The sequence below is a fragment of the Maribacter sp. 2-571 genome (genome assembly GCF_050589625.1).
Lineage (GTDB): Bacteria > Bacteroidota > Bacteroidia > Flavobacteriales > Flavobacteriaceae > Pelagihabitans.
Genome location: NZ_JBNGOP010000004.1, coordinates 12991 through 32114, shown reverse-complemented (window position 1 = coordinate 32114; position 19124 = coordinate 12991). Strand labels below are relative to the sequence as shown.

Sequence of the window (19124 nt, the reverse complement as noted above, 5' to 3'; positions counted from 1 at the left end):
AAACAGTGATTACCTCTATTTATTGTTTTTAATGGGGTCAATTCCGACGGTCTTCGCCCCATAACAGTTTATTGCGAAGTGTTTTGAGAAAGCTCTCAGAGGTATATTCGATCATAATTACGGAAAACGGGGCTTTTCGTACGATAATTTCCCTGCCATTTTCCAAAGAAGCGATACGGGAATCTAAGGAGACCAGATGATTTTCTTCCCTTCCGGAAACTTTTAAACGGATCACGGTATCGTCGGAAACGACCAAGGGCCTGGCATTGAGATTATGGGGCGCTATAGGCGTAAGCACCAACGACTTTGCAGAGGGAACGATCACCGGCCCGCCACAACTTAAGGAATAGCCCGTAGACCCCGTAGGGGTGGCAATGATAAGGCCATCTGCCCAATACGAGGTGAGGTACTCATCGTTCAAATAGGTCTCTACGCTGATCATAGAGGTGGTGTCCTTACGGCTCACCGTTATTTCATTTAGGGCAAAGTGCATGGATTCGAATTCCGGTATCGGAGTGTCGGATACCACCTCCACCAAACTGCGTTCCTCTTCACGATACGCGCCCGCCTTAAATTCTTGGATCACTTTACGCACATCCTCTTTTTGGAAGGTGGAAAGAAATCCAAGGCGTCCCGTATTCACCCCCACCAAAGGTATGCCCAGATTACGAACATAGGTCGCTGCCCGCAGCATGGTTCCATCGCCACCAAAACTTACAAAAAGATCAACGCTGGAATCCAATCCACTTTTTAAGGAAAATCGGCCATAGTCCGCTGTAGGTATAGCGGTGCTCAAAAATTCTGCAAAGGCGGTCTCGATACGGATCTGCCCCGAAATTTTCTTGATTTCTTCCAGCAGTTCCGCAACATAATCAATGATACTTTCTTGATAGGTTTGACCGAATATGGCGACCTTCATTGCTATACATTTAGGTATTTGTCCAAATAATCGGAACGCTGCTTCAAATCTTCAAGGAATTGGTCGTCATCATTACCAAAAAGAATATTGTAATTGTACCGACGTAAAGTCTGTATAATCTCGTTCAAATTGGAAGTCCCTACCTTTAACGTTACCTGTACCACATCGTTTCTGAGATCGGTAATGAAACCGCCGATCAAACGGGTGTTGTTGCTTTCCACAATCTGGGCGAGCTCACTGAACGAATAGTCCTTTATTCCCGTGGCGACCACAATAATACCGCCCGGCTCGGTAAAAAAAGGCGTGTCGATAAACACCCCGATGACGTCAGTAAGATCATAATACCCCAACACGGTACCCTTTTCGGAAACTACCGGTAATAAATTGGCCTCGTTTCTTGCAAAGGCCTCCAACACATCCAACCACGAAGTAGTCTTGCTTACAAAAAAACCTTCCAAAATGTATCGGAAATCCTCGATGCTTTTATCCGCTTCAAAATTCTCCAGGTCACTTTCGTTGAGCACACCCAAAAACTGCCCGTTCTCTACTACCGATACATGGGAATAGGTACTATCGCCAAAAAACGCGATAACCTCCTTCAACGGGTCGTCAATTTGAAAAACGGGAATGTTGGATATGATATGGGATTGGATCTGCATAACGTTTATAAGAACGCAAAATACTAATAAAAATTCTACCGTGCATTATGTGTACTTCCCGAAAAGCTCCATGAATCCACTTTTGGGGAAGGCCCGGACCACTTCGGTATGGCCAGATCAAGGAAAAGCTAAAAAATCGAGCATTGATACCTCGTACTTTTACAGTTATCACTAGAAAGCTTCCGTAAATGTGGGTAGTTTGGAATGTTTTCCATTTTCCTATACTGAAAATGTACAACCAAAAGGGCGACCTTATTTGGACGCCCTTGACCAAGGTAGGCTTGCCCCTAATTCGTATTTTTGCATTTCTAATCTTTTATCGGCGCATCCTATGACGAAATTGAGTGTTAACATCAACAAAATTGCCACGTTACGAAATGCACGCGGGGGGAACGTACCCAATGTGGTGAAAGTAGCCCAGGACATCGAGGATTTTGGGGCCCAGGGCATCACCATCCATCCAAGACCCGATGAACGCCATATCCGCTACCAAGATGCAAGGGACCTAAAAAAAGTGGTGACTACCGAGTTTAATATTGAAGGAAATCCGATCAAAAAATTTATCGATCTGGTACTGGAAGTACGTCCCGAACAGGTGACCCTGGTCCCCGATGCGGTAGACGCCATTACCTCTAATGCAGGATGGGACACGGTGGTCCACGCCGATTTTCTTAACGATGTGATAGGCACTTTTAAAAATGCCGGAATACGCACCTCCATTTTTGTAGATCCCGACCGGACCATGATCGAGGGTGCTGCAAAAGTCGGTACGGACAGGATAGAACTCTATACCGAAAGTTACGCCAAAGCTTACGAAGCTGGAAACAAAAATGCGGCCGATCCTTTCGCCGAAGCTGCGAAAATTGCCCACGCGAACGGACTGGGCATAAATGCAGGGCACGATCTGAGCCTGGCAAACATCAAAAACTTTAAGACCAGTGTACCCCATTTGTTGGAGGTATCCATTGGGCACGCACTTGTATGCGAAGCATTATATGTGGGGCTTGAAAATGTCGTTAACATGTATCTAAACAAATTAGGCTAATGGAACAGTTACATTCCCTTGTTTTGGGAGAAGGAGAACCGATGATCATTTTGCATGGTTTTTTAGGAATGTCGGACAACTGGAAAACCTTGGGCCGACACTATGCCGAAAATGGGCTACAAGTACATTTGGTGGACCAACGCAACCACGGAAGAAGTTTTCACTCCGATACCTTTAATTACGACGTTCTGTCCGATGACCTTTACCGATACATGAGGGAAAAAGGACTTTCCAAAGCCATTATTATGGGCCACTCCATGGGGGGTAAAACGGCCATGCAGTTCGCTTGCGACCATCCTGAAATGACCAAAAAACTTATTGTGGCCGACATCGCGCCAAAGTTTTACCCGCCACACCACAACAGCATCCTTTCGGCTTTAAAAGCATTGGATTTGGCTGCGATAGGTTCCCGAAAAGAAGCGGAAACGGCATTGGCCGAACAGATAAAGGAGCCGGGAATCCGGTTGTTTCTATTGAAAAACCTGTACCGGGCCGAAAAAGATCGCTTTGCCCTACGCATCAATTTGGACGTACTTGGCGAGCGAATGAACGAAGTTGGGGAAAACATAGGAAACACCGATATTTTTGAAGGTCCGACCTTGTTTATAAGGGGTGGCAATAGTGAATATATCGATACGAAGGATACTCCCCAAATCGTCCGCCATTTTCCGTTGGCCACGGTAAAAACAATTCCCGAAACGGGCCACTGGCTGCATGCCGAAAACCCTGACGCGTATTTTACCATTACCAAACATTTTATAGAATCCTAAATTTAAAAGGGGTATTTATTATGCATGCATAATTTTTACGGCATATCCTTGAGCGTATGATAATTTTACCTAAATTTGACAATACCATAAACTAACTCGTTTAATCAATATTTAAAAGATGAAAAAACTCTTCTTGTTGTTCGCATTTTTTGGATTTCTTTTGACATCCTGTAGCGATGACGACACTCCCCCTGCAACCACTACACCACCGGAACCCGTACCGGAAAATTTTTCTGCAGGTTCCGCAGATTTTTCCAACTATGTAGCTTTGGGCAACTCCCTCACCGCAGGTTTTTCGGACAATGCGCTTTTTGTAGACGGCCAAACGGCCTCTTATCCCAACATGCTGGCGACCGCCTTTGCCGAAGTTGGTGGCGGTTCCTTTGAAATTCCTTTTATGGCCGATAATTTGGGAGGGGCTACATTGGGCGGCAACCAAATACTCGGAAACAGATTGATACTATCTTTTGCCTCCGGTTCCCCTGCACCGGTTCAGGTCGAAGGAACGGGCACTACCGAAATTTCAAACGTTTTAAGCGGGCCTTTCAATAATATGGGTGTACCGGGTGCCAAAAGCTTTCACCTTGTAGCCCCGGGATATGGAAACGTTCAGGGCGTTCCTGTAGGAGCCGCCAATCCTTATTTTGCACGGTTCGCCTCGGAACCCAACGCTACCATATTAGGAGATGCCGTAGCACAGGAACCTACCTTTTTTAGTTTATGGATCGGAAACAACGATATTCTAGGTTATGCCACCAGCGGTGGTTTAGGGGTCGATCAAACCGGAAATCCGGATGCGACGACCTATGGAAGTAACGACATTACCGATCCCGGATTGTTCGAAATGATTTATACCAATCTTTTGGGAGCCTTAACGGCGAATGGCGCCAAAGGCGTAGTGTCCAACTTACCGGATGTAACCTCCATTCCGTTTTTTACCACCGTACCGCACAATCCAATACCTTTGGATGAGGCCACAGCGGGCTTTCTAAATAGTGCTAGTGGTTATGGTGCCTATAATGCAGGGTTGACAGCATTGCAACAGGGTGGTGCAATTTCCGCCGAAGAACTTGCGCGTCGCACCATTAGTTTTGCCCCGGGAGAAGGAAATGCAGTGGTCATTATCGATGAAGACCTTACCGATTTGACCAGTTTTAATCCCGCTTTGATCAATATACGACAGGCGACGGCAGAAGACCTATTGGTGTTTACATCCCAGACAATCATAGGAGAATTGGCCGACCCGAACGACCCGACCTCCATTAACGGTGTTTCCGTTCCCTTGGCCGACAACTGGGTACTGACCCCGGAAGAACAGACAGCGGTGGCCACGGCCCTTGCGAGTTATAACACGACCATAGAGAACTTGGCCAATCAATTCGGTTTGGCATTTGTAGATGTCAATGCCATTTTAAATACTGTTGCCAGTACCGGTATCACCCTAAGCGATGGAAGTTCGCTCACCGGTGTTTATGCCACTGGAGGAAGCTTTTCGCTAGATGGAATACATCCGTCCCCTAGAGGATATGGGCTTTTGGCCGGCGAGTTTCTAAAAGCCATAGAAACGACCTATGACGCTACCCTACCCGATGTGGAGCCCCTGGATTTTACGGGACTTTACATAAAGTAGTCAGAAAAAAATAAATGCATACATTTAGGGCACCGAAACATCGGTGCCTTTTTGCATCCCATAAATAGCGAAAAATGAAAATGGTATTACGATTGCTCCTGAGTGCCGTTGCGGTGGTGGTCCTTTCCAAAGTGTTGCCCAATGTCAGCGTTGACACCTATGCCACCGCCCTTATCGTTGCCGTGGCATTAAGTATCCTTAATTTTTTAGTGAAACCCATTTTAACGGTGCTTACCCTACCGATAACCTTGATTACCTTCGGACTTTTTTTGTTGGTGATCAATGCCGTCATTATCCTTATTGCGGATTATTTCATCGACGGCTTCGCGGTTGACGGGCTGTTATGGGCACTGTTGTTCAGCCTTTTGTTGTCATTTCTTCAGTCCGTGCTGTTTTCACTACTAAAGGAGGATACCAAATAATACCAATTCACTTTTAAAGTCAACCAAGCTAATACCATTTTGACCTTGAAATGGTATAAAACGGTCCATTTGGAGCATCAAACGATAAAACTTGGTAAGGGATAGAAAATGTAGTATTTTTGCGCTCCATTAAAAACAAGGGAATAACGGATACATTTAGGATTACGGATCCTGCACCGACAATACCAATGCCCAGTTCCCCGTGACGGGCCTTTAGTGCTTTTCGTATTATCCTAGAACCAATTTTAAGATATAGAACCGTATGAATATTACCAAAGAGCAGATCGACGAACTGAACGCAGTGGTAAAAGTGGCCATTACCAAGGACGACTATCAGGATAAGGTAGATGCCATTTTAAAGGACTACCGAAAACAAGCCAACATACCCGGTTTTAGAAAAGGCCAGGTACCCATCGGACTGATCAAAAAACAATATGGCAAAGCAGTGTTGGTAGACGAGGTGAACAAGCTCATTCAAGATAACTTAAATACCTATTTGACCGAGGAAAAACTGGATGTTCTGGGAAATCCATTACCAAAGCAGCAGGACAACTTCGATTGGGACCAAGAGGAATTTGATTTTGAATTTGAATTGGGCCTTGCCCCCGCTTTTGATGTCTCCTTAAAATCAAAAAAGCCGATTACCCATTATAAGATCGTTGCCGACAAAAAAATGGTCGATGAGCAAGTGGAGCGTATACAAAAACAATACGGAAAACTCATCCAAAAGGAGACTTCGGACAAAACCGACGAACTTACCGGAACGTTTAAAAACGAGGAGGAAGGGATAGATAACAAAACGACCTTGGAACTGGACAAGGTAGCCGGTAAAAAGGCACTTGGCCAACTTACCGGAAAAAAGGTGGGCGACACCGTAACCATAAATACCAAAGGACTTTTTAAAGAAGACTATTTGCTTTCCGGTGCTTTGGGCATTGCCGCTGAAAAAGCGAAAGACCTTAAAATAGACGTTGATTTTACCATTTCGGAAATCAATGAACGCCAACCGGCAGCATTGAACCAGGAATTGTTCGACAAACTGTACGGTGCCGAAAGTATTGCCTCGGAGAAAGAGTTACGGGAACGGATCAAAACGGATTCCGAAAAACAGTTTGAGCAGCAATCGGAACAAAAATTATTGAACGACGTTACGGAACATTTTATCGAAAACACAAAATTCGATCTCCCTGCCGATTTTCTGACCCGCTGGATCCAAATGACGGGTGAAGAGCCGTTAACATCAGAACAAGCCACCGAAGAATATCAGAAATCGGAAAAAGGGCTTCGCTACCAACTCATAGAAGGCAAAATCATCAAGCAAAACGATGTACAGATCAACTTTGATGAATTGAAAGAGTTCGCCAAAGGCTTTATCAAATCGCAAATGGCGCAATTTGGCCAGTTAAACCCACAGGAGGAAGAACTTGACAATATTGCCACCCGTGTACTGAGCAATCAGGATGAAGTAAAACGCTTGTCCGAACAGTTGATGAGCCAAAAATTGATTGCCCTTTACAAAGAAAAAGCAAACCTAAAAGTAAAAGAGGTAACCTACGAAAATTTCGTCAAGGAAGTATACGGATAGTTTCATAAAAATAATAAGTATCTTTACGGTGCCGAAAAACCTGTTTTCGGCACCTTTTTTTATCCAAATATTTATAAGAACTTTCTTCTTTACATAAATGTTTGAAACAAGTCTAAAACATTGAACTGAACACTATGGATTACGGAAAAGAATTCAAAAACTACGCCATAAAGGACCAAGGTATCAATAGCGCCTATTACGACAAGATCATAAGCAGCATGTACCCTACGAGCATGACGCCCAACATCATTGAAGAACGCCAAATGAACATTGCCGTTTTTGATGTATTTTCTCGATTGATGATGGATCGTATTATATTTTTGGGTACGGGCATAAACGATCAGGTCGCTAATATCGTTCAGGCCCAGTTGTTGTTTTTGGAAAGCACCGATGCCTCCAAGGACATTCAAATCTACATCAACTCGCCCGGTGGGAGCGTGTATGCCGGCTTGGGCATCTACGACACCATGCAATTTATAAAGCCCGATGTCGCTACCATTTGTACGGGAATGGCCGCTTCCATGGGAGCGGTACTGCTCTGCGCAGGGGAAAAAGGCAAACGCAGCGGGCTCACCCATTCACGGGTAATGATCCACCAGCCTATGGGAGGCGCCCAAGGGCAGGCCAGTGATATTGAAATAACCGCTCGCGAAATTTTGAAATTAAAAGACGAACTGTATGCCATTATCGCACAACATTCCGGGCAAACTGTTGAAAAAGTGCATGAGGACAGTGATCGCGATTACTGGATGAAGGCCGATGCCGCAAAGGAGTACGGAATGATCGATGAAATTTTGGTAAGAGAACGGTCATAATTTCGACAAACTACACAGTTTCATCGGGAGCTTACTACAAAGCACCGAATAAAAACCGGATTCTTTCGTTAGTTTTATAGTTAGGACCAGATTATTATGGCAAAAGAAAATTTAGAATGCTCTTTTTGCGGGCGCAAAAAACCCGAGACCAATCTATTGATCGCGGGATTGGATGCGCATATATGTGACCGTTGTATCGAACAGGCACACGGCATCGTCGCAGAGGAATCAAAACAGACCAAGACCAACGACCTTTCGGCCGAGTTGGTACTCAAAAAACCATTGGAGATCAAGGACTTCCTCGATACATTTATCATTGGACAGGAGCGTACAAAAAAGGTGATGTCGGTAGCGGTGTACAACCACTATAAACGCCTTTTACAACCTTCCTCCAAAGAGAACGATATTGAAATACAGAAAAGTAATATCGTAATGGTCGGGCAAACCGGTACGGGAAAAACCTTAATGGCAAAAACCATAGCCCGCATGTTAAATGTTCCGTTGGCCATAGTAGACGCTACCGTTTTAACCGAAGCCGGCTATGTGGGCGAGGACGTGGAGAGCATTTTAACAAGGCTGTTACAGGCCGCGGACTACAATTTGGAAAAAGCGGAACGGGGTATCGTGTTTATCGATGAAATCGATAAAATTGCGCGTAAGGGGGACAACCCTTCCATTACCCGGGACGTATCGGGTGAAGGCGTACAGCAAGGCTTGTTAAAACTTCTTGAAGGTACGGTGGTCAACGTACCGCCGAAAGGGGGCAGAAAACACCCCGACCAAAAGTTTATCGAGGTCAATACCGAAAACATCCTGTTTATCGCAGGCGGTGCCTTTGACGGTATCGAACGGGCCATTACCAAACGTTTGAACATGCAGGCCGTAGGGTATAGCGCTTCAAAGGCGGATGAAAGTTTGGACGAGACCAATATGCTCCAGTACATTATACCCAAAGATTTAAAGGAATTTGGGCTGATTCCCGAAATTATCGGTCGTTTGCCGGTTTTGACCTATATGAATCCCTTGGATGCGAAAACGTTGAGAGCGATTCTAACGGAGCCTAAAAACGCAATCATAAAACAATACGAAAAGTTGTTCGAAATGGATGGTATCACCTTTAAGATTACCGACCATGCCTTGGACTATATTGTGGAGAAAGCTATAGAGTACAAGCTCGGGGCGCGTGGATTGCGCTCTTTATGCGAAGCTATTTTCACCGATGCCATGTTCGAGATGCCAAGTTCCGAACAGACCGAATTTAAAGTAACTAAACCTTATGCGGAAGAAAAGCTGTCGTATGAAACGGTGAAAAAACTAAAGGCGGTATCTTAACGGTAACTCCCGTAAAAGCGCTTCCACCACCATATAAAATTATGGCAATACGCCCTTAGCCCGATAGAAATTGGATCAGGGGTTGAAAATAATAGAAGGCCCCTAATGTTCAACAAAACTTTAAGGGCTTTTTTATTGGTGTAGTATCACGCGATGTCGCGATGTCTCGCGATGATAAGAATAAAAAAACTTTCAGCTAGTTAGGTAGGCGGGAGATTATGTTACGAAATATCGGCATCGTTGGGGTACCAAGCGCTTAGAATACACTATTACCGCAGCACTTTTACACCGCTTTTTTTGCAATGGTTTCTTTTGTCGTAATCGCTGCCAACAGGTCCCTGCAGACCTTACCGATTATTTTTTCATCGGCATAGCACTCATGGCCGAAGTGGGATAGTATTTCCAAATCCAGACCTATCTTCTCGGCCCAATCCGCATCGGGTCGATACGCATCTTCACCACCGAATACCAAACTAGTGGGACAAGAAGGCTTTACATCTTCCAAACGGACCCTTGTCGCCGAAACAGCGTAAAGGGATTTCATGGGCACTCCCTTTAAGGCAGCCTTCCAAGCAATCGTACCACCGGTACTGAAGGCCAGATAATGACTTGGCTCTTTTTCCTTTTTCAGAAGATGGGCGACAGCGGTATCGATACCCTCTTCTACAAAGGCCTGGTGCAAGTTTTCCTCACTCTTTATGGCAAGGTCGATGTTCGCCAGTTGTTGAATATCATAAAATACGATATTATAATACTGCTGAAGGTAACCGAGATAAGAGGTAATCCATAACCCCTTTTTTACGCCCCATATGTCGGATAAAACCACTAGCCTTTCTGTCATATTATAATTTCTTGGATGATCGTTTTTATTTTTTGGGGGTTATTAATGTCTTTATGTGCTTTAAACTTTTTTATCTATCCCCGAAACATCGGGAGCGCATTTTGTACCCTTACCTTACCATTTTTTGCATACCGTAGTTAATACTATGCTACCAAAAAATGACTTTATCAGGTCACAAAAGCCTTCCTTTTCGTTTCCAATCAGAAAGTGTAAACCGCTTCATTGCTAGAACGGGTAAAAATCGCTTTTATTGGTTTTCTTAAAAAAATATTCTCCCATTTTCTAAAAGCATAAACGCATTCAGCGAAAGCCCACATGAAAAGAAAAACAAATGTAAGATGTATCGTTTTACTTACCGTAAATTTATCCCTACAAATTAATACCCAGCTGTTTTTTTTTCCTGCTCCCTTCTTAAAATCACCTGGTCCTTGTAAACCATATATCGGAAGAATGCCTGGTATCCGGTCCAATAAATTAAAATTGAAGATGCGATGCGCAAAGGGTAATAACTATAAGGAGCCTTCATGACGTCCGAAAAAATATTGAGAAGTACGGCGACTGTCCAAAGTGCGAATATCAGTCCTCCCCAAACAACGGTCCGCTTGATCCATTTTAAATTATCGATCTTTAAAATAGCCGGATTCCGTTTGGGGTACCGAAAGGCCAAAACTACCACTTTGGTAAATATGAAAATAGAATATCCCAAGGTAATGGCATCTTCAAAGGCTACATAGGTAGTCAGTATTCTTGCGTTAAAAACACCGACATCCACTCCGTAACTAATGACAAGCTGTACTAAAAACTCTCCTATGAAAACTCCTTTTGATAACCCCAAAAAAGTTGCACACCTTTTTTCCAATCCAAAATAATAGATCAAAAAGGCATAGAACATCGGTACGATCATTACGTACCAAGGGAATATAAAATGCTGTGCAAAAAATAAGGTGGTGCCGTAACCTTTGGCCAATAACCAGGACTGTAAGTTGTTAAGCGATAAAAAGAAAACGAATAAATTGAGGAAAACCACTGGCATTTCTATCCTTCTGCGGTACAGGAAAGTCGCCACATTAAATATGAACCCGTGCGTAGCGCCCGCAATCAGCAAAAAATTCATAAAGGTGTGGAGTTCCATTAATGTTCGGGGGTTTCGGAAGTTTACATTTTGTTCAGATCAAGGAGTTCCTCAACATAGTTACGTTTGTTCGATAGGCGGGGAATTTTATGTTGCCCTCCCAATTTATCTTTTGATTTCAGCCAGTCGTAAAAAAGGTTTTCCCTGGCCATATGCACCTTTGGCATCCTCAGGGTCGTATTATTATAGCGTTTGGCCTCATAGTCGGAATTTAAAGACTTTAAAGCGTTATCCAAAAACTCGGTAAAGTAATCCAGGTCTTCGGGTTTTTTTCTAAACTCTATGATCCATTCATGCCCGCCTTTTTCCTTTCCCTCCATAAAAATGGGCCCTGCTGTATAGTCCATGATCTCTGCCCCCGTTTTTATACAAATTTGCTTGAGGGCTTCTTCCGCGTTTTCAATAATCAGTTCTTCCCCAAAAACGTTTATATGGTGTTTAGTACGCCCGGTTACCTTTACCCGATAGGGGGCCAGGGAGGTAAAACGTACCGTATCCCCTATTTTGTAGCGCCACAATCCGGAGTTTGTGGTAATGATTATCGCGTAATTTTTATCTTTTTCAACTTCCCAAAGCGGTATGGCCCGTGGTTGTTCGTTTTTATACGCTTCCATGGGAATGAATTCGTAAAAAATGCCGTAGTCGAGCATCAAGAGCAACTCATCGGAATTGTTACGGTCTTGAATGGCAAAAAAACCTTCCGACGCATTATAGATCTCATAATACTTAAAACGCTCTCTTGGGAGTATCTTTTGATACTGCTCCTTATAGGGACTAAAATTGACCCCGCCATGAAAGTACACCTCCAAATTTTCCCAAACATCAAAAAGATGGCTCTTTCCGGTTTCTTGGAGTACCTGATTCAAAAGCACCAACATCCACGACGGCACACCGGCCAAACTGGTTACATTCTCGTTCGTGCTTTCCTTTATGATCGCCGAAAGCTTGCGCTCCCATTCACTCATTAAGGATACCCTGCTGCTAGGGGTACTGCTAAATTCGGCCCACAATGGCATATTATCGATCAAGATCGCCGACAGGTCACCGAAAAAAGACCCATTATCCTCATAGAGTTCCTTACTGCCGCCCAATCGCAGGCTTTTTCCCGTAAACAGTTGCGAATTTTCGTTGTTGTTCAAATACAAACAAAGCAAGTCCTTACCGGATTTATAATGGCAGTCCTCCAGCGCTTCCGAACTAACGGGAATAAACTTACTTTTTGCATTGGTGGTACCGCTGCTCTTAGCAAACCATTTGATCGCGGTGGGCCAAAACAGGTTTTGAACCCCCTTACGTGTTCTTTCGATCAAGGGTTCTATTTCTTCGTAGGACACGATCGGAACACGTTCCCGAAAGGTTGCATATCCTTGAATGGATTCAAAGTCGTACTTCTTCCCAATTTCGGTATTCTGGGCAATTTCCAACAGCTGTTGCAATACCTCTTCCTGTACTTCGGCCGGGTACTTTATAAAAAGTTCTATCTGATGATAGCGCTTTTTTAGCAACCAAGACGCAATGGAATTGAATAAAGGTATGGGCATTTTGGGTATCTTTGATGTACTAAAATAGGTCATATAACGCTTACATTCAAATAGAACATTTAAACCCACTCATTATTAATGCAGTACCAAGGCGTATTACGAAAAATGCAAACGGAGGTCGGGAAGCCCGTTCAATATTATTTGCTTTTTGATACCGATTTTTTAAACCTCAACCAAGTACTGGACAAGGAGCTTCAGATCACTTTTGTAACGTACCAATGTCTCAATTGCGGTTTGGAAAAACCCATTTACCGACAGGGATTTTGTAAAAGTTGTTTTTTTGAAACCCCGAATGCCGGAGACTGGATCATGAGGCCGGAACTGAGCACTGCGCATTTGGACAAGGAAGACCGAGATCTGGAATATGAAAAAAGGGTACAATTGCAACCGCATATCGTGTACTTGGCCAACTCGAGCAATGTTAAAGTGGGGGTAACCCGTAAAACACAGGTGCCTACCCGATGGATCGATCAGGGCGCCCATGAAGCCATTGAAATTGTTGAAGTGCCCAACCGCTATCTTGCGGGCATTACCGAAGTGGCCCTAAAGGACCATATTGGCGATAAGACCAATTGGCGAAAAATGCTGACCAATCAGGTTACCGATGAAAATTTGGTGGACTGGCGTTCGAAACTGAAACCCTATATCCCCGAGGAAGCATTACCCTATTTTATCGAAAACAATCAGGAAACCGAAATAGCGTTTCCCGTATTGCGCTATCCGGAGAAGGTCAAAAGTCTTAACTTGAACAAGACACCTTCATTTAACGGCGTATTAAAAGGAATAAAAGGACAGTATTTGATTTTTGAGGACGACACCGTCTTCAATGTCCGGGGATCCGAAGGCTACGTGGTCTCTATCGGCATCAATTGAGCTGAACGTTACTGCAGCAAAACGGTATTTTGACCACTAAAGGAGGTCAGAAAATCAATATTGCCCTATACGGTTTTTAGAATGCCACCTATCGGTCAGTAGTGTCTTGCACTATTATTTTATTCCCGTAACTTTCGCCCATATTCAAATACGACCGACCATGAAGTATTTTTTTTCGTTCCTTTTGGTACTCCTTTGGTGTGCCCCGGCGCAAGGACAAGAACTGCTCCCCTTTAAAAAAATAGATACTACCCAATTGTTTTTGGAAGTCCATAAACCCGAGAATTTCGATAGTTCCAAAGACTATCCGGCAATGATTTTCTTTTTCGGAGGAGGATGGATCGGAGGGAACCGTTCGCACTTTTTGCAACAAGCAAGGTATTTCTCCAAAAGGGGACTCGTTTGTTTTTTGGCCGATTATCGGACAAAAGTAACCCATGGCACCACACCTTTTGAGGCGTTAAAGGATGCGAAATCGGCCATGCGGTATGTTCGAAAAAATGCAAAAGACCTTCATATAGACCCTACCAAAATTATTGCTGCCGGTGGTTCGGCCGGGGGGCATCTTGCAGCTGCCACGGCTTTGATATCGGATTTTAACGAGGAAGGCGAAAATTTAAAGGTGTCCTGTATACCTAACGCCCTTGTACTCTTTAACCCCGTAATTGACAATGGTCCCGGAGGTTATGGGTATGAACGCATCCTAGATGCCTACAAAGATTTCTCCCCGCTGCACAACATTAAAAAGGATGCTCCCCCTACCCTATTGATGTTGGGAACTGCGGACGAACTGATTCCCGTGGCCACCGCGAAATATTATGCTACCGTTATGGAAAAAGTCGGAAGCCCCTGCACGCTAAAGCTGTACGAAGACCAGCCGCATGGTTTTTTTAATACAAAGCATCCGATCTATTTTGAAAAAACCTTAAACGACGCTGATTCCTTCTTACAGGAATTGAACTACTTGCCCATAAAGCTTTTGAAAACTAAATCCAAAGACCGATAATATGGTATAATAGGGATACTGTAGCCACGTAACCGGTTAGGATATTTAAAAGAACAAAGTTAGGCTTACGCTTTGACACGTTTTTTCCACTGACTTTGGGCTAGAAACATAAAATATTCCTCGGCCCCATTTTATGCAAAACATACCCCTCAACCCTATCTTTATAAAACTTAGTCTTGTACTTTTAATTTATACTTGTGGTATTGATCATTTACCCCATCTTTAATTGGTCCAATCGTATCCATTTGGCCGGATTCAGCAGCTATAGCATATATAAAATCTTGTGGAGTATATTGTTTGGCGATCGGAATGACCACCTCTTTTGTTTTGGGCAAATATTCAAAGGAGACGTCTCTCAGCATTTTATCGTGCGATTTCAATACGTAGTATTTTAGAACCGCACTCTTTTTTATAAAGATCAAATGAAGCTCGGTGTCAACGTTCAAATTTCCTCCATAGCCTACTAAAAGATAGATGCGATTTTTTACTTTCTTCATATTACGAATGGTGATAGCATTGTCAAATAGGTCATAGCCGTAGCCATCTTTAATCTGAATAAACGGTTCGTGGTACGAAAATTTAAATTGGTGCTTTTTATTTTTTACCACCACACTATCCACACCTTCCTCGTAAGAGATAAAGTTCTCTGCCAAAACTTTGCCATCGTCCGATTTGAAAACATGGCTTTTTTGGGCATTTAATGAAATAAAACTTACCATTAAAAGCATCAACAACAACCCGTTTTTCATCTGTTTATATTTATTGTTTTTTAATGGTCAGATGTAATTCACCAATAATCATTTCGGTTGGTATCAAGAATTGTTATGGCTCATTTCATAATTTGTAAATTTTATTTACTGAAGTGTTTACCCAACAGTACCTAGCACCAAACCAAACTTCTGTAGTATGACTTATTGTGGTAGCCCGTAATGGATACTTTGACAGAAGACTTAAAAATTTCCCGAAAAATTCATTGGTATTACGGCAAAAAGGGTGTTGAACTCATTGCCAAATCAGAAATGGAATAACAAGGACTACTAAATCGTTTAGGGTAATTTAGGGTAAATCGTAAAGACCGAACTCAAAATACTCCTTTGCCTCATCTCTTGTGGTATCCCAGTCCTCTTTAGTGCTCGCCCCCAAACCAACTCCGACCGTGCGCATTGTACTTTTTGAGGGCAAGATGGTTTCAACGGAATTGCTCCTATACTTCAACACGTATATTTTTTGCTGGTAGATAGAATTTCTATTATTCTTAAGCAAAACCCGATTACTATCCGTATAGAAAAAAAGTGAATTGATAACGTTCTCATAACTGGCGTAGTACGCAACCCATTTTACGATAGATTTGGAAGCGGTACTATAAAAAATCAGGTGCTGTACCGATCCGAAAAACGGATAACTTCCCTTGAATACAATGATATCGGTCGATAATCTTGAAATATGTTCGATTTGAGGCAAAAAGGCCAATTGTTCGGTACTTTCATAAATTCCATTGGTCTCCGATTGCAAGCCTTTGAGGAAATCTTTTTTTGAAAAGCTAATTTTCTCATCACCATCGCTAATACGCAAACATTTTACCGTCCCATCCCCAAAATAGGAATGCCGTATGCTTATACGATCTTCGAACAGTAGTTTTTTTTGATCTTGTGCACTGCCCAACAGTATACCGAACAGCGCAATCAAAAGGCAGAACCATGATTTTATTTTTCCAATCATCCCAATAGTTATTTTTTATCCCCTTTGCGTAAAGGTATCACATAAAACAGGTCTTCTTCTGAGCGATCTATATAACTATAATGGGAATCGAACAGCTGCACTATTTTAAAGTCCTTTTTAATGGGCACAAGATGTTCCGCAGTTTTATTCATGTAATCTACAGTGTGGATCCATTCGGCATCGATAAAGTTAATCGCCTTAGGGAGCAACAGCTCTTGGGTATCCTCTAGATAATAAAAGAGCACCGTGGGAGTTGTTTTATCCGACAAAGATGATATCAACCAAAAATCGATAGCGTTCGTTTGTTTGTTATAGATCATAAGATCAAATCTACTCCGCAGGGATCCATTCGAAAATGAGAAAAGCATATACCTGCTATCGTCCAAAACTTGAATATCGGATATAAAGGATACTCCGGCAGCACCGGTTATGCACGATTCGTCATCAGGGCCCTGGCATAATGAATCACCAAAAAAACTTAGCCTAGAGTCCTTATGCCGGATCACCACACTGTCCAGACCTTGATCAAAGGCGCGGTAGTTGGTTACTTTTATGGATTTGTCAGGGGCCTCTACATCCCAACTCTTTTGGGCCTGAACACTAAAACAGTGCCCCAGACCGAACAAAATTGTCCATATGAATCGCATGGGCAAAATCATTCCGTAAAAAACTTTCCTAAACGAATGTAACGCCAAGCAACATAGCGTCGGTAACTTTTATCCATAATTGCCTCAATCTCTAGAACTCCGACAGGGCTATATTTACGATCATAAAAGTTGGCATCGGGCTTGGGCCGATACCGGTTCAATTCCGCATTCCCTTTGGTACTGGTTTTTTGGATTTTTACATACCCAAAGAAGGCCTTTTGGTTTTGGGTAAGCTCCCCCCAACCGATTTTTTTACTACTGGCCTGTGCGTCGTCGTAAGCTTTTGCATAAACGGCGCAGGCACCTTCAATTCCGGTAAGCAAATCTTTAAAGACCACCGGATAAACGGAGACGGTCTTACCTCCGTCCGCTGCCTCTGATCTAGTATAGTAACCGCCTTTTTTCAATCTAACGATTGCATAGTCTCCACCTTTAAAATCCTTAACAGGCTTAACTAAGTAATATTTTTTTCCTTTTGAATCAACATACTTTTCGGCGAGGGCGGTCGCTTTAGTATCAAATGATTTGGACAAATAACCTTGCTTTTTAAGACCTGCGGCCTGCTCCTCAAAAAAGTCTAGTCCAAAAGCCTGAAAAGACTGGACCTGTTTATTTATATCGGTCAATGGTCCACGACTACATCTTAACTGCATTCCTTCGCCTGCCGCATAAGTAAACATGATTGAAGCGGGCACGCCGTGTTTGGACGAAGCCGTTTCGAAAGCGGCAATAATCTTGGCCCTATTCGCGGCATTGCCATATTCATTATTTGGAGACCACCCCATCAGGCGTGTCATATAAACACTTTCAAAATATGACTTAATTTGAACTTTCTTAGCCGTATCGAGTTCATCCGAGTCGTCTTCGAACCAACTTTGGTACAATTCGATTTCTTCCATCTTACCACCGGTATACGCTGTTTTTTTTCCGTTGGATTCACGTTCCAAACTGTATCCTTTTGTAGGGTCCATTTTAAACAGATCGGGTTTTCCGAACCCTACCGGAGCCAACCTTTTCTCCTCGGCTTCTGGCAAGTTCTCCGCTAGAACCGAATCGCCCTCTTTTAGTTTAACATCGAAAACATAGGTGACCGTATTTTCCTTATCGAACCAAATGGGGTCTATATAGAACGGTTCACTCAACGCTTCACCATTCTGTACTTTGGTCGATAGGGCAAAAGGTTGTTTCTCGCTCTCGGCAAGTTCCGCGCCATCGTCCTGAGATTTAACGGTGATCACCAATTCCTGGCCTTCCTCGGCACCGGTGACCACTAATTTTACCTTTACCTTTTCTCCATGATAAATATCCTGCACGCCCTCGTCGTCCTTAGGTATCTCTTCGTCCTTTATGTTCAACCAAAAACTATCCGTAATTTCCGGTAAGACTTTTAAGTCAAGTGTTCTGTTCTCTCCTAAAACAGAAAGCTGGAATGTATTGTTTGCCATTATTTTGTTCCTTGTTTAACAACTTCCAATTTAATGCGCTCTATTTTCTTGGTAATGGTGAGGTCGGCCAAAGTATCGTTCTCCAAAACCTTACCTTGATACATGAAATCGGCCGAAGGATTGTCAAGATTGATGGTCATGGTTTCCCCGATCATATCCTGGGTACGAATGTTGAGCGTAATGGTCTGTCCTATTTTCGTTTCCTCAATTCTGTTGCCCTCGCTATCCGTAATGTAATAATCCGTGACCTTTGGGGATTTCTTTAATTCGGGGGTCGCTATCGGAGTATCATTTGCGGCCAAATCGGTCACTTTCCACCATTTTTCGAACACCATATCCCCAATTCTTAAAATACCGGGCGAAAGCGTGTAATGGTCGGTAGTGACCCTTCCCATATATCCTTCAAAAACCCGTTTGTACGCCACAACGTAGGTATCGTAAAATTCGTAATCGACCAGTTTGGACATTCCATCCCTTTTATAAAAACGGATGTATCCGTTGCACATGGTATCGGGAGCAACCGCCAGGTTCAAAAGATCGGTCGTACCATCGGCCTCCAAGGTCATATTAAACACTCCCCCTGCTGGCAATGCACTCGGCTTAAAACTTATAGGGTTTACATCCTGATAGAATTGAATGTTGGTATCCAAAACATTGATTACCCTTCCGTTTATATATAATTTGGCTAAAAAACTCATAAGCACACTGTTATTACCATTTTAACTTTGAAATGGTGTAATTTC

19 protein-coding genes are annotated in these 19124 nt (G+C 43.1%); 9 read left to right on the top strand and 10 right to left on the bottom strand.

The window, feature by feature from the left end; genetic code table 11:
- Positions 1 to 37: 37 nt before the first annotated feature.
- Positions 38 to 919, bottom strand: coding sequence for an NAD kinase (locus ACRD7P_RS04035; protein ID WP_430906219.1), 882 nt, complete (start codon positions 917 to 919; stop codon positions 38 to 40).
- 2 nt (positions 920 to 921) lie between these two features.
- A complete protein-coding gene (locus ACRD7P_RS04030) occupies positions 922 to 1578 on the bottom strand; it encodes a CBS domain-containing protein (RefSeq protein ID WP_430906218.1) in 657 nt (218 codons plus the stop codon).
- 331 nt (positions 1579 to 1909) lie between these two features.
- Here ACRD7P_RS04030 and ACRD7P_RS04025 point away from each other — a divergent pair, with 331 nt between their 5' ends.
- The 7 genes from ACRD7P_RS04025 (at position 1910) to clpX (ending at position 9177) form a co-directional block, all read left to right on the top strand.
- Positions 1910 to 2623, top strand: coding sequence for a pyridoxine 5'-phosphate synthase (locus ACRD7P_RS04025; protein WP_430906217.1), 714 nt, complete (start codon positions 1910 to 1912; stop codon positions 2621 to 2623).
- Positions 2623 to 3393, top strand: a complete 771-nt coding sequence (locus ACRD7P_RS04020; protein ID WP_430906216.1) for an alpha/beta fold hydrolase — start codon at positions 2623 to 2625, stop codon at positions 3391 to 3393. The genes ACRD7P_RS04025 and ACRD7P_RS04020 overlap by 1 nt, the downstream gene beginning before the upstream one ends.
- A gap of 118 nt (positions 3394 to 3511) precedes the next feature.
- Complete coding sequence (locus ACRD7P_RS04015) at positions 3512 to 5023, top strand: G-D-S-L family lipolytic protein (protein ID WP_430906215.1); 1512 nt, start codon at positions 3512 to 3514, stop codon at positions 5021 to 5023.
- Positions 5024 to 5097: 74 nt separating this feature from the next.
- Positions 5098 to 5445, top strand: coding sequence for a phage holin family protein (locus ACRD7P_RS04010; RefSeq protein ID WP_430906214.1), 348 nt, complete (start codon positions 5098 to 5100; stop codon positions 5443 to 5445).
- Between the two features lie 262 nt (positions 5446 to 5707).
- Positions 5708 to 7030, top strand: coding sequence for a trigger factor (gene tig, locus ACRD7P_RS04005; protein ID WP_430906213.1), 1323 nt, complete (start codon positions 5708 to 5710; stop codon positions 7028 to 7030).
- A 134-nt stretch (positions 7031 to 7164) separates the two neighbouring features.
- Positions 7165 to 7845, top strand: a complete 681-nt coding sequence (gene clpP / locus ACRD7P_RS04000; RefSeq protein WP_430906212.1) for an ATP-dependent Clp endopeptidase proteolytic subunit ClpP — start codon at positions 7165 to 7167, stop codon at positions 7843 to 7845.
- A gap of 96 nt (positions 7846 to 7941) precedes the next feature.
- Positions 7942 to 9177 carry an ATP-dependent Clp protease ATP-binding subunit ClpX gene (gene clpX / locus ACRD7P_RS03995; protein WP_430906210.1) on the top strand — a complete coding sequence of 412 codons (1236 nt, stop codon included), beginning with the start codon at positions 7942 to 7944 and terminating at the stop codon, positions 9175 to 9177.
- Positions 9178 to 9460: 283 nt separating this feature from the next.
- Here the strand turns inward: clpX and ACRD7P_RS03990 are convergent, their stop codons facing one another.
- The 3 genes from ACRD7P_RS03990 to ACRD7P_RS03980 form a co-directional block, all read right to left on the bottom strand.
- A complete protein-coding gene (locus tag ACRD7P_RS03990; RefSeq protein ID WP_430906209.1) occupies positions 9461 to 10018 on the bottom strand; it encodes a hypothetical protein in 558 nt (185 codons plus the stop codon).
- Positions 10019 to 10394: 376 nt separating this feature from the next.
- Positions 10395 to 11132, bottom strand: coding sequence for a hypothetical protein (locus ACRD7P_RS03985; protein ID WP_430906208.1), 738 nt, complete (start codon positions 11130 to 11132; stop codon positions 10395 to 10397).
- Positions 11133 to 11173: 41 nt separating this feature from the next.
- Positions 11174 to 12691, bottom strand: a complete 1518-nt coding sequence (locus ACRD7P_RS03980) for a GH3 auxin-responsive promoter family protein (RefSeq protein WP_430906207.1) — start codon at positions 12689 to 12691, stop codon at positions 11174 to 11176.
- Positions 12692 to 12769: 78 nt separating this feature from the next.
- Here ACRD7P_RS03980 and ACRD7P_RS03975 point away from each other — a divergent pair, with 78 nt between their 5' ends.
- On the top strand, positions 12770 to 13564 hold the full coding sequence (locus ACRD7P_RS03975; protein WP_430906206.1) for a DUF2797 domain-containing protein: 795 nt from the start codon (positions 12770 to 12772) through the stop codon (positions 13562 to 13564).
- A 160-nt stretch (positions 13565 to 13724) separates the two neighbouring features.
- Positions 13725 to 14570 carry an alpha/beta hydrolase gene (locus ACRD7P_RS03970; protein ID WP_430906205.1) on the top strand — a complete coding sequence of 282 codons (846 nt, stop codon included), beginning with the start codon at positions 13725 to 13727 and terminating at the stop codon, positions 14568 to 14570.
- 170 nt (positions 14571 to 14740) lie between these two features.
- On the opposite strand, the gene ACRD7P_RS03965 is transcribed toward ACRD7P_RS03970, so the two are convergent.
- From ACRD7P_RS03965 to tssD, 5 genes are all read right to left on the bottom strand, one after another.
- Positions 14741 to 15319 (bottom strand): hypothetical protein, encoded by a 579-nt coding sequence (locus ACRD7P_RS03965; RefSeq protein WP_430906204.1) that lies wholly within the window; start codon positions 15317 to 15319, stop codon positions 14741 to 14743.
- A 307-nt stretch (positions 15320 to 15626) separates the two neighbouring features.
- Entirely contained in the window at positions 15627 to 16289 is a 663-nt protein-coding gene (locus tag ACRD7P_RS03960; RefSeq protein WP_430906203.1) for a hypothetical protein, read from the bottom strand.
- Between the two features lie 8 nt (positions 16290 to 16297).
- A complete protein-coding gene (locus ACRD7P_RS03955) occupies positions 16298 to 16936 on the bottom strand; it encodes a hypothetical protein (RefSeq protein ID WP_430906202.1) in 639 nt (212 codons plus the stop codon).
- Between the two features lie 8 nt (positions 16937 to 16944).
- The gene (locus tag ACRD7P_RS03950; protein ID WP_430906201.1) at positions 16945 to 18381 is read right to left on the bottom strand and encodes a hypothetical protein; all 1437 of its coding nucleotides are present in this window, start codon (positions 18379 to 18381) and stop codon (positions 16945 to 16947) included.
- Complete coding sequence (gene tssD, locus ACRD7P_RS03945; protein WP_430906200.1) at positions 18381 to 19079, bottom strand: type VI secretion system tube protein TssD; 699 nt, start codon at positions 19077 to 19079, stop codon at positions 18381 to 18383. The genes ACRD7P_RS03950 and tssD overlap by 1 nt, the downstream gene beginning before the upstream one ends.
- Positions 19080 to 19124: the final 45 nt, after the last annotated feature.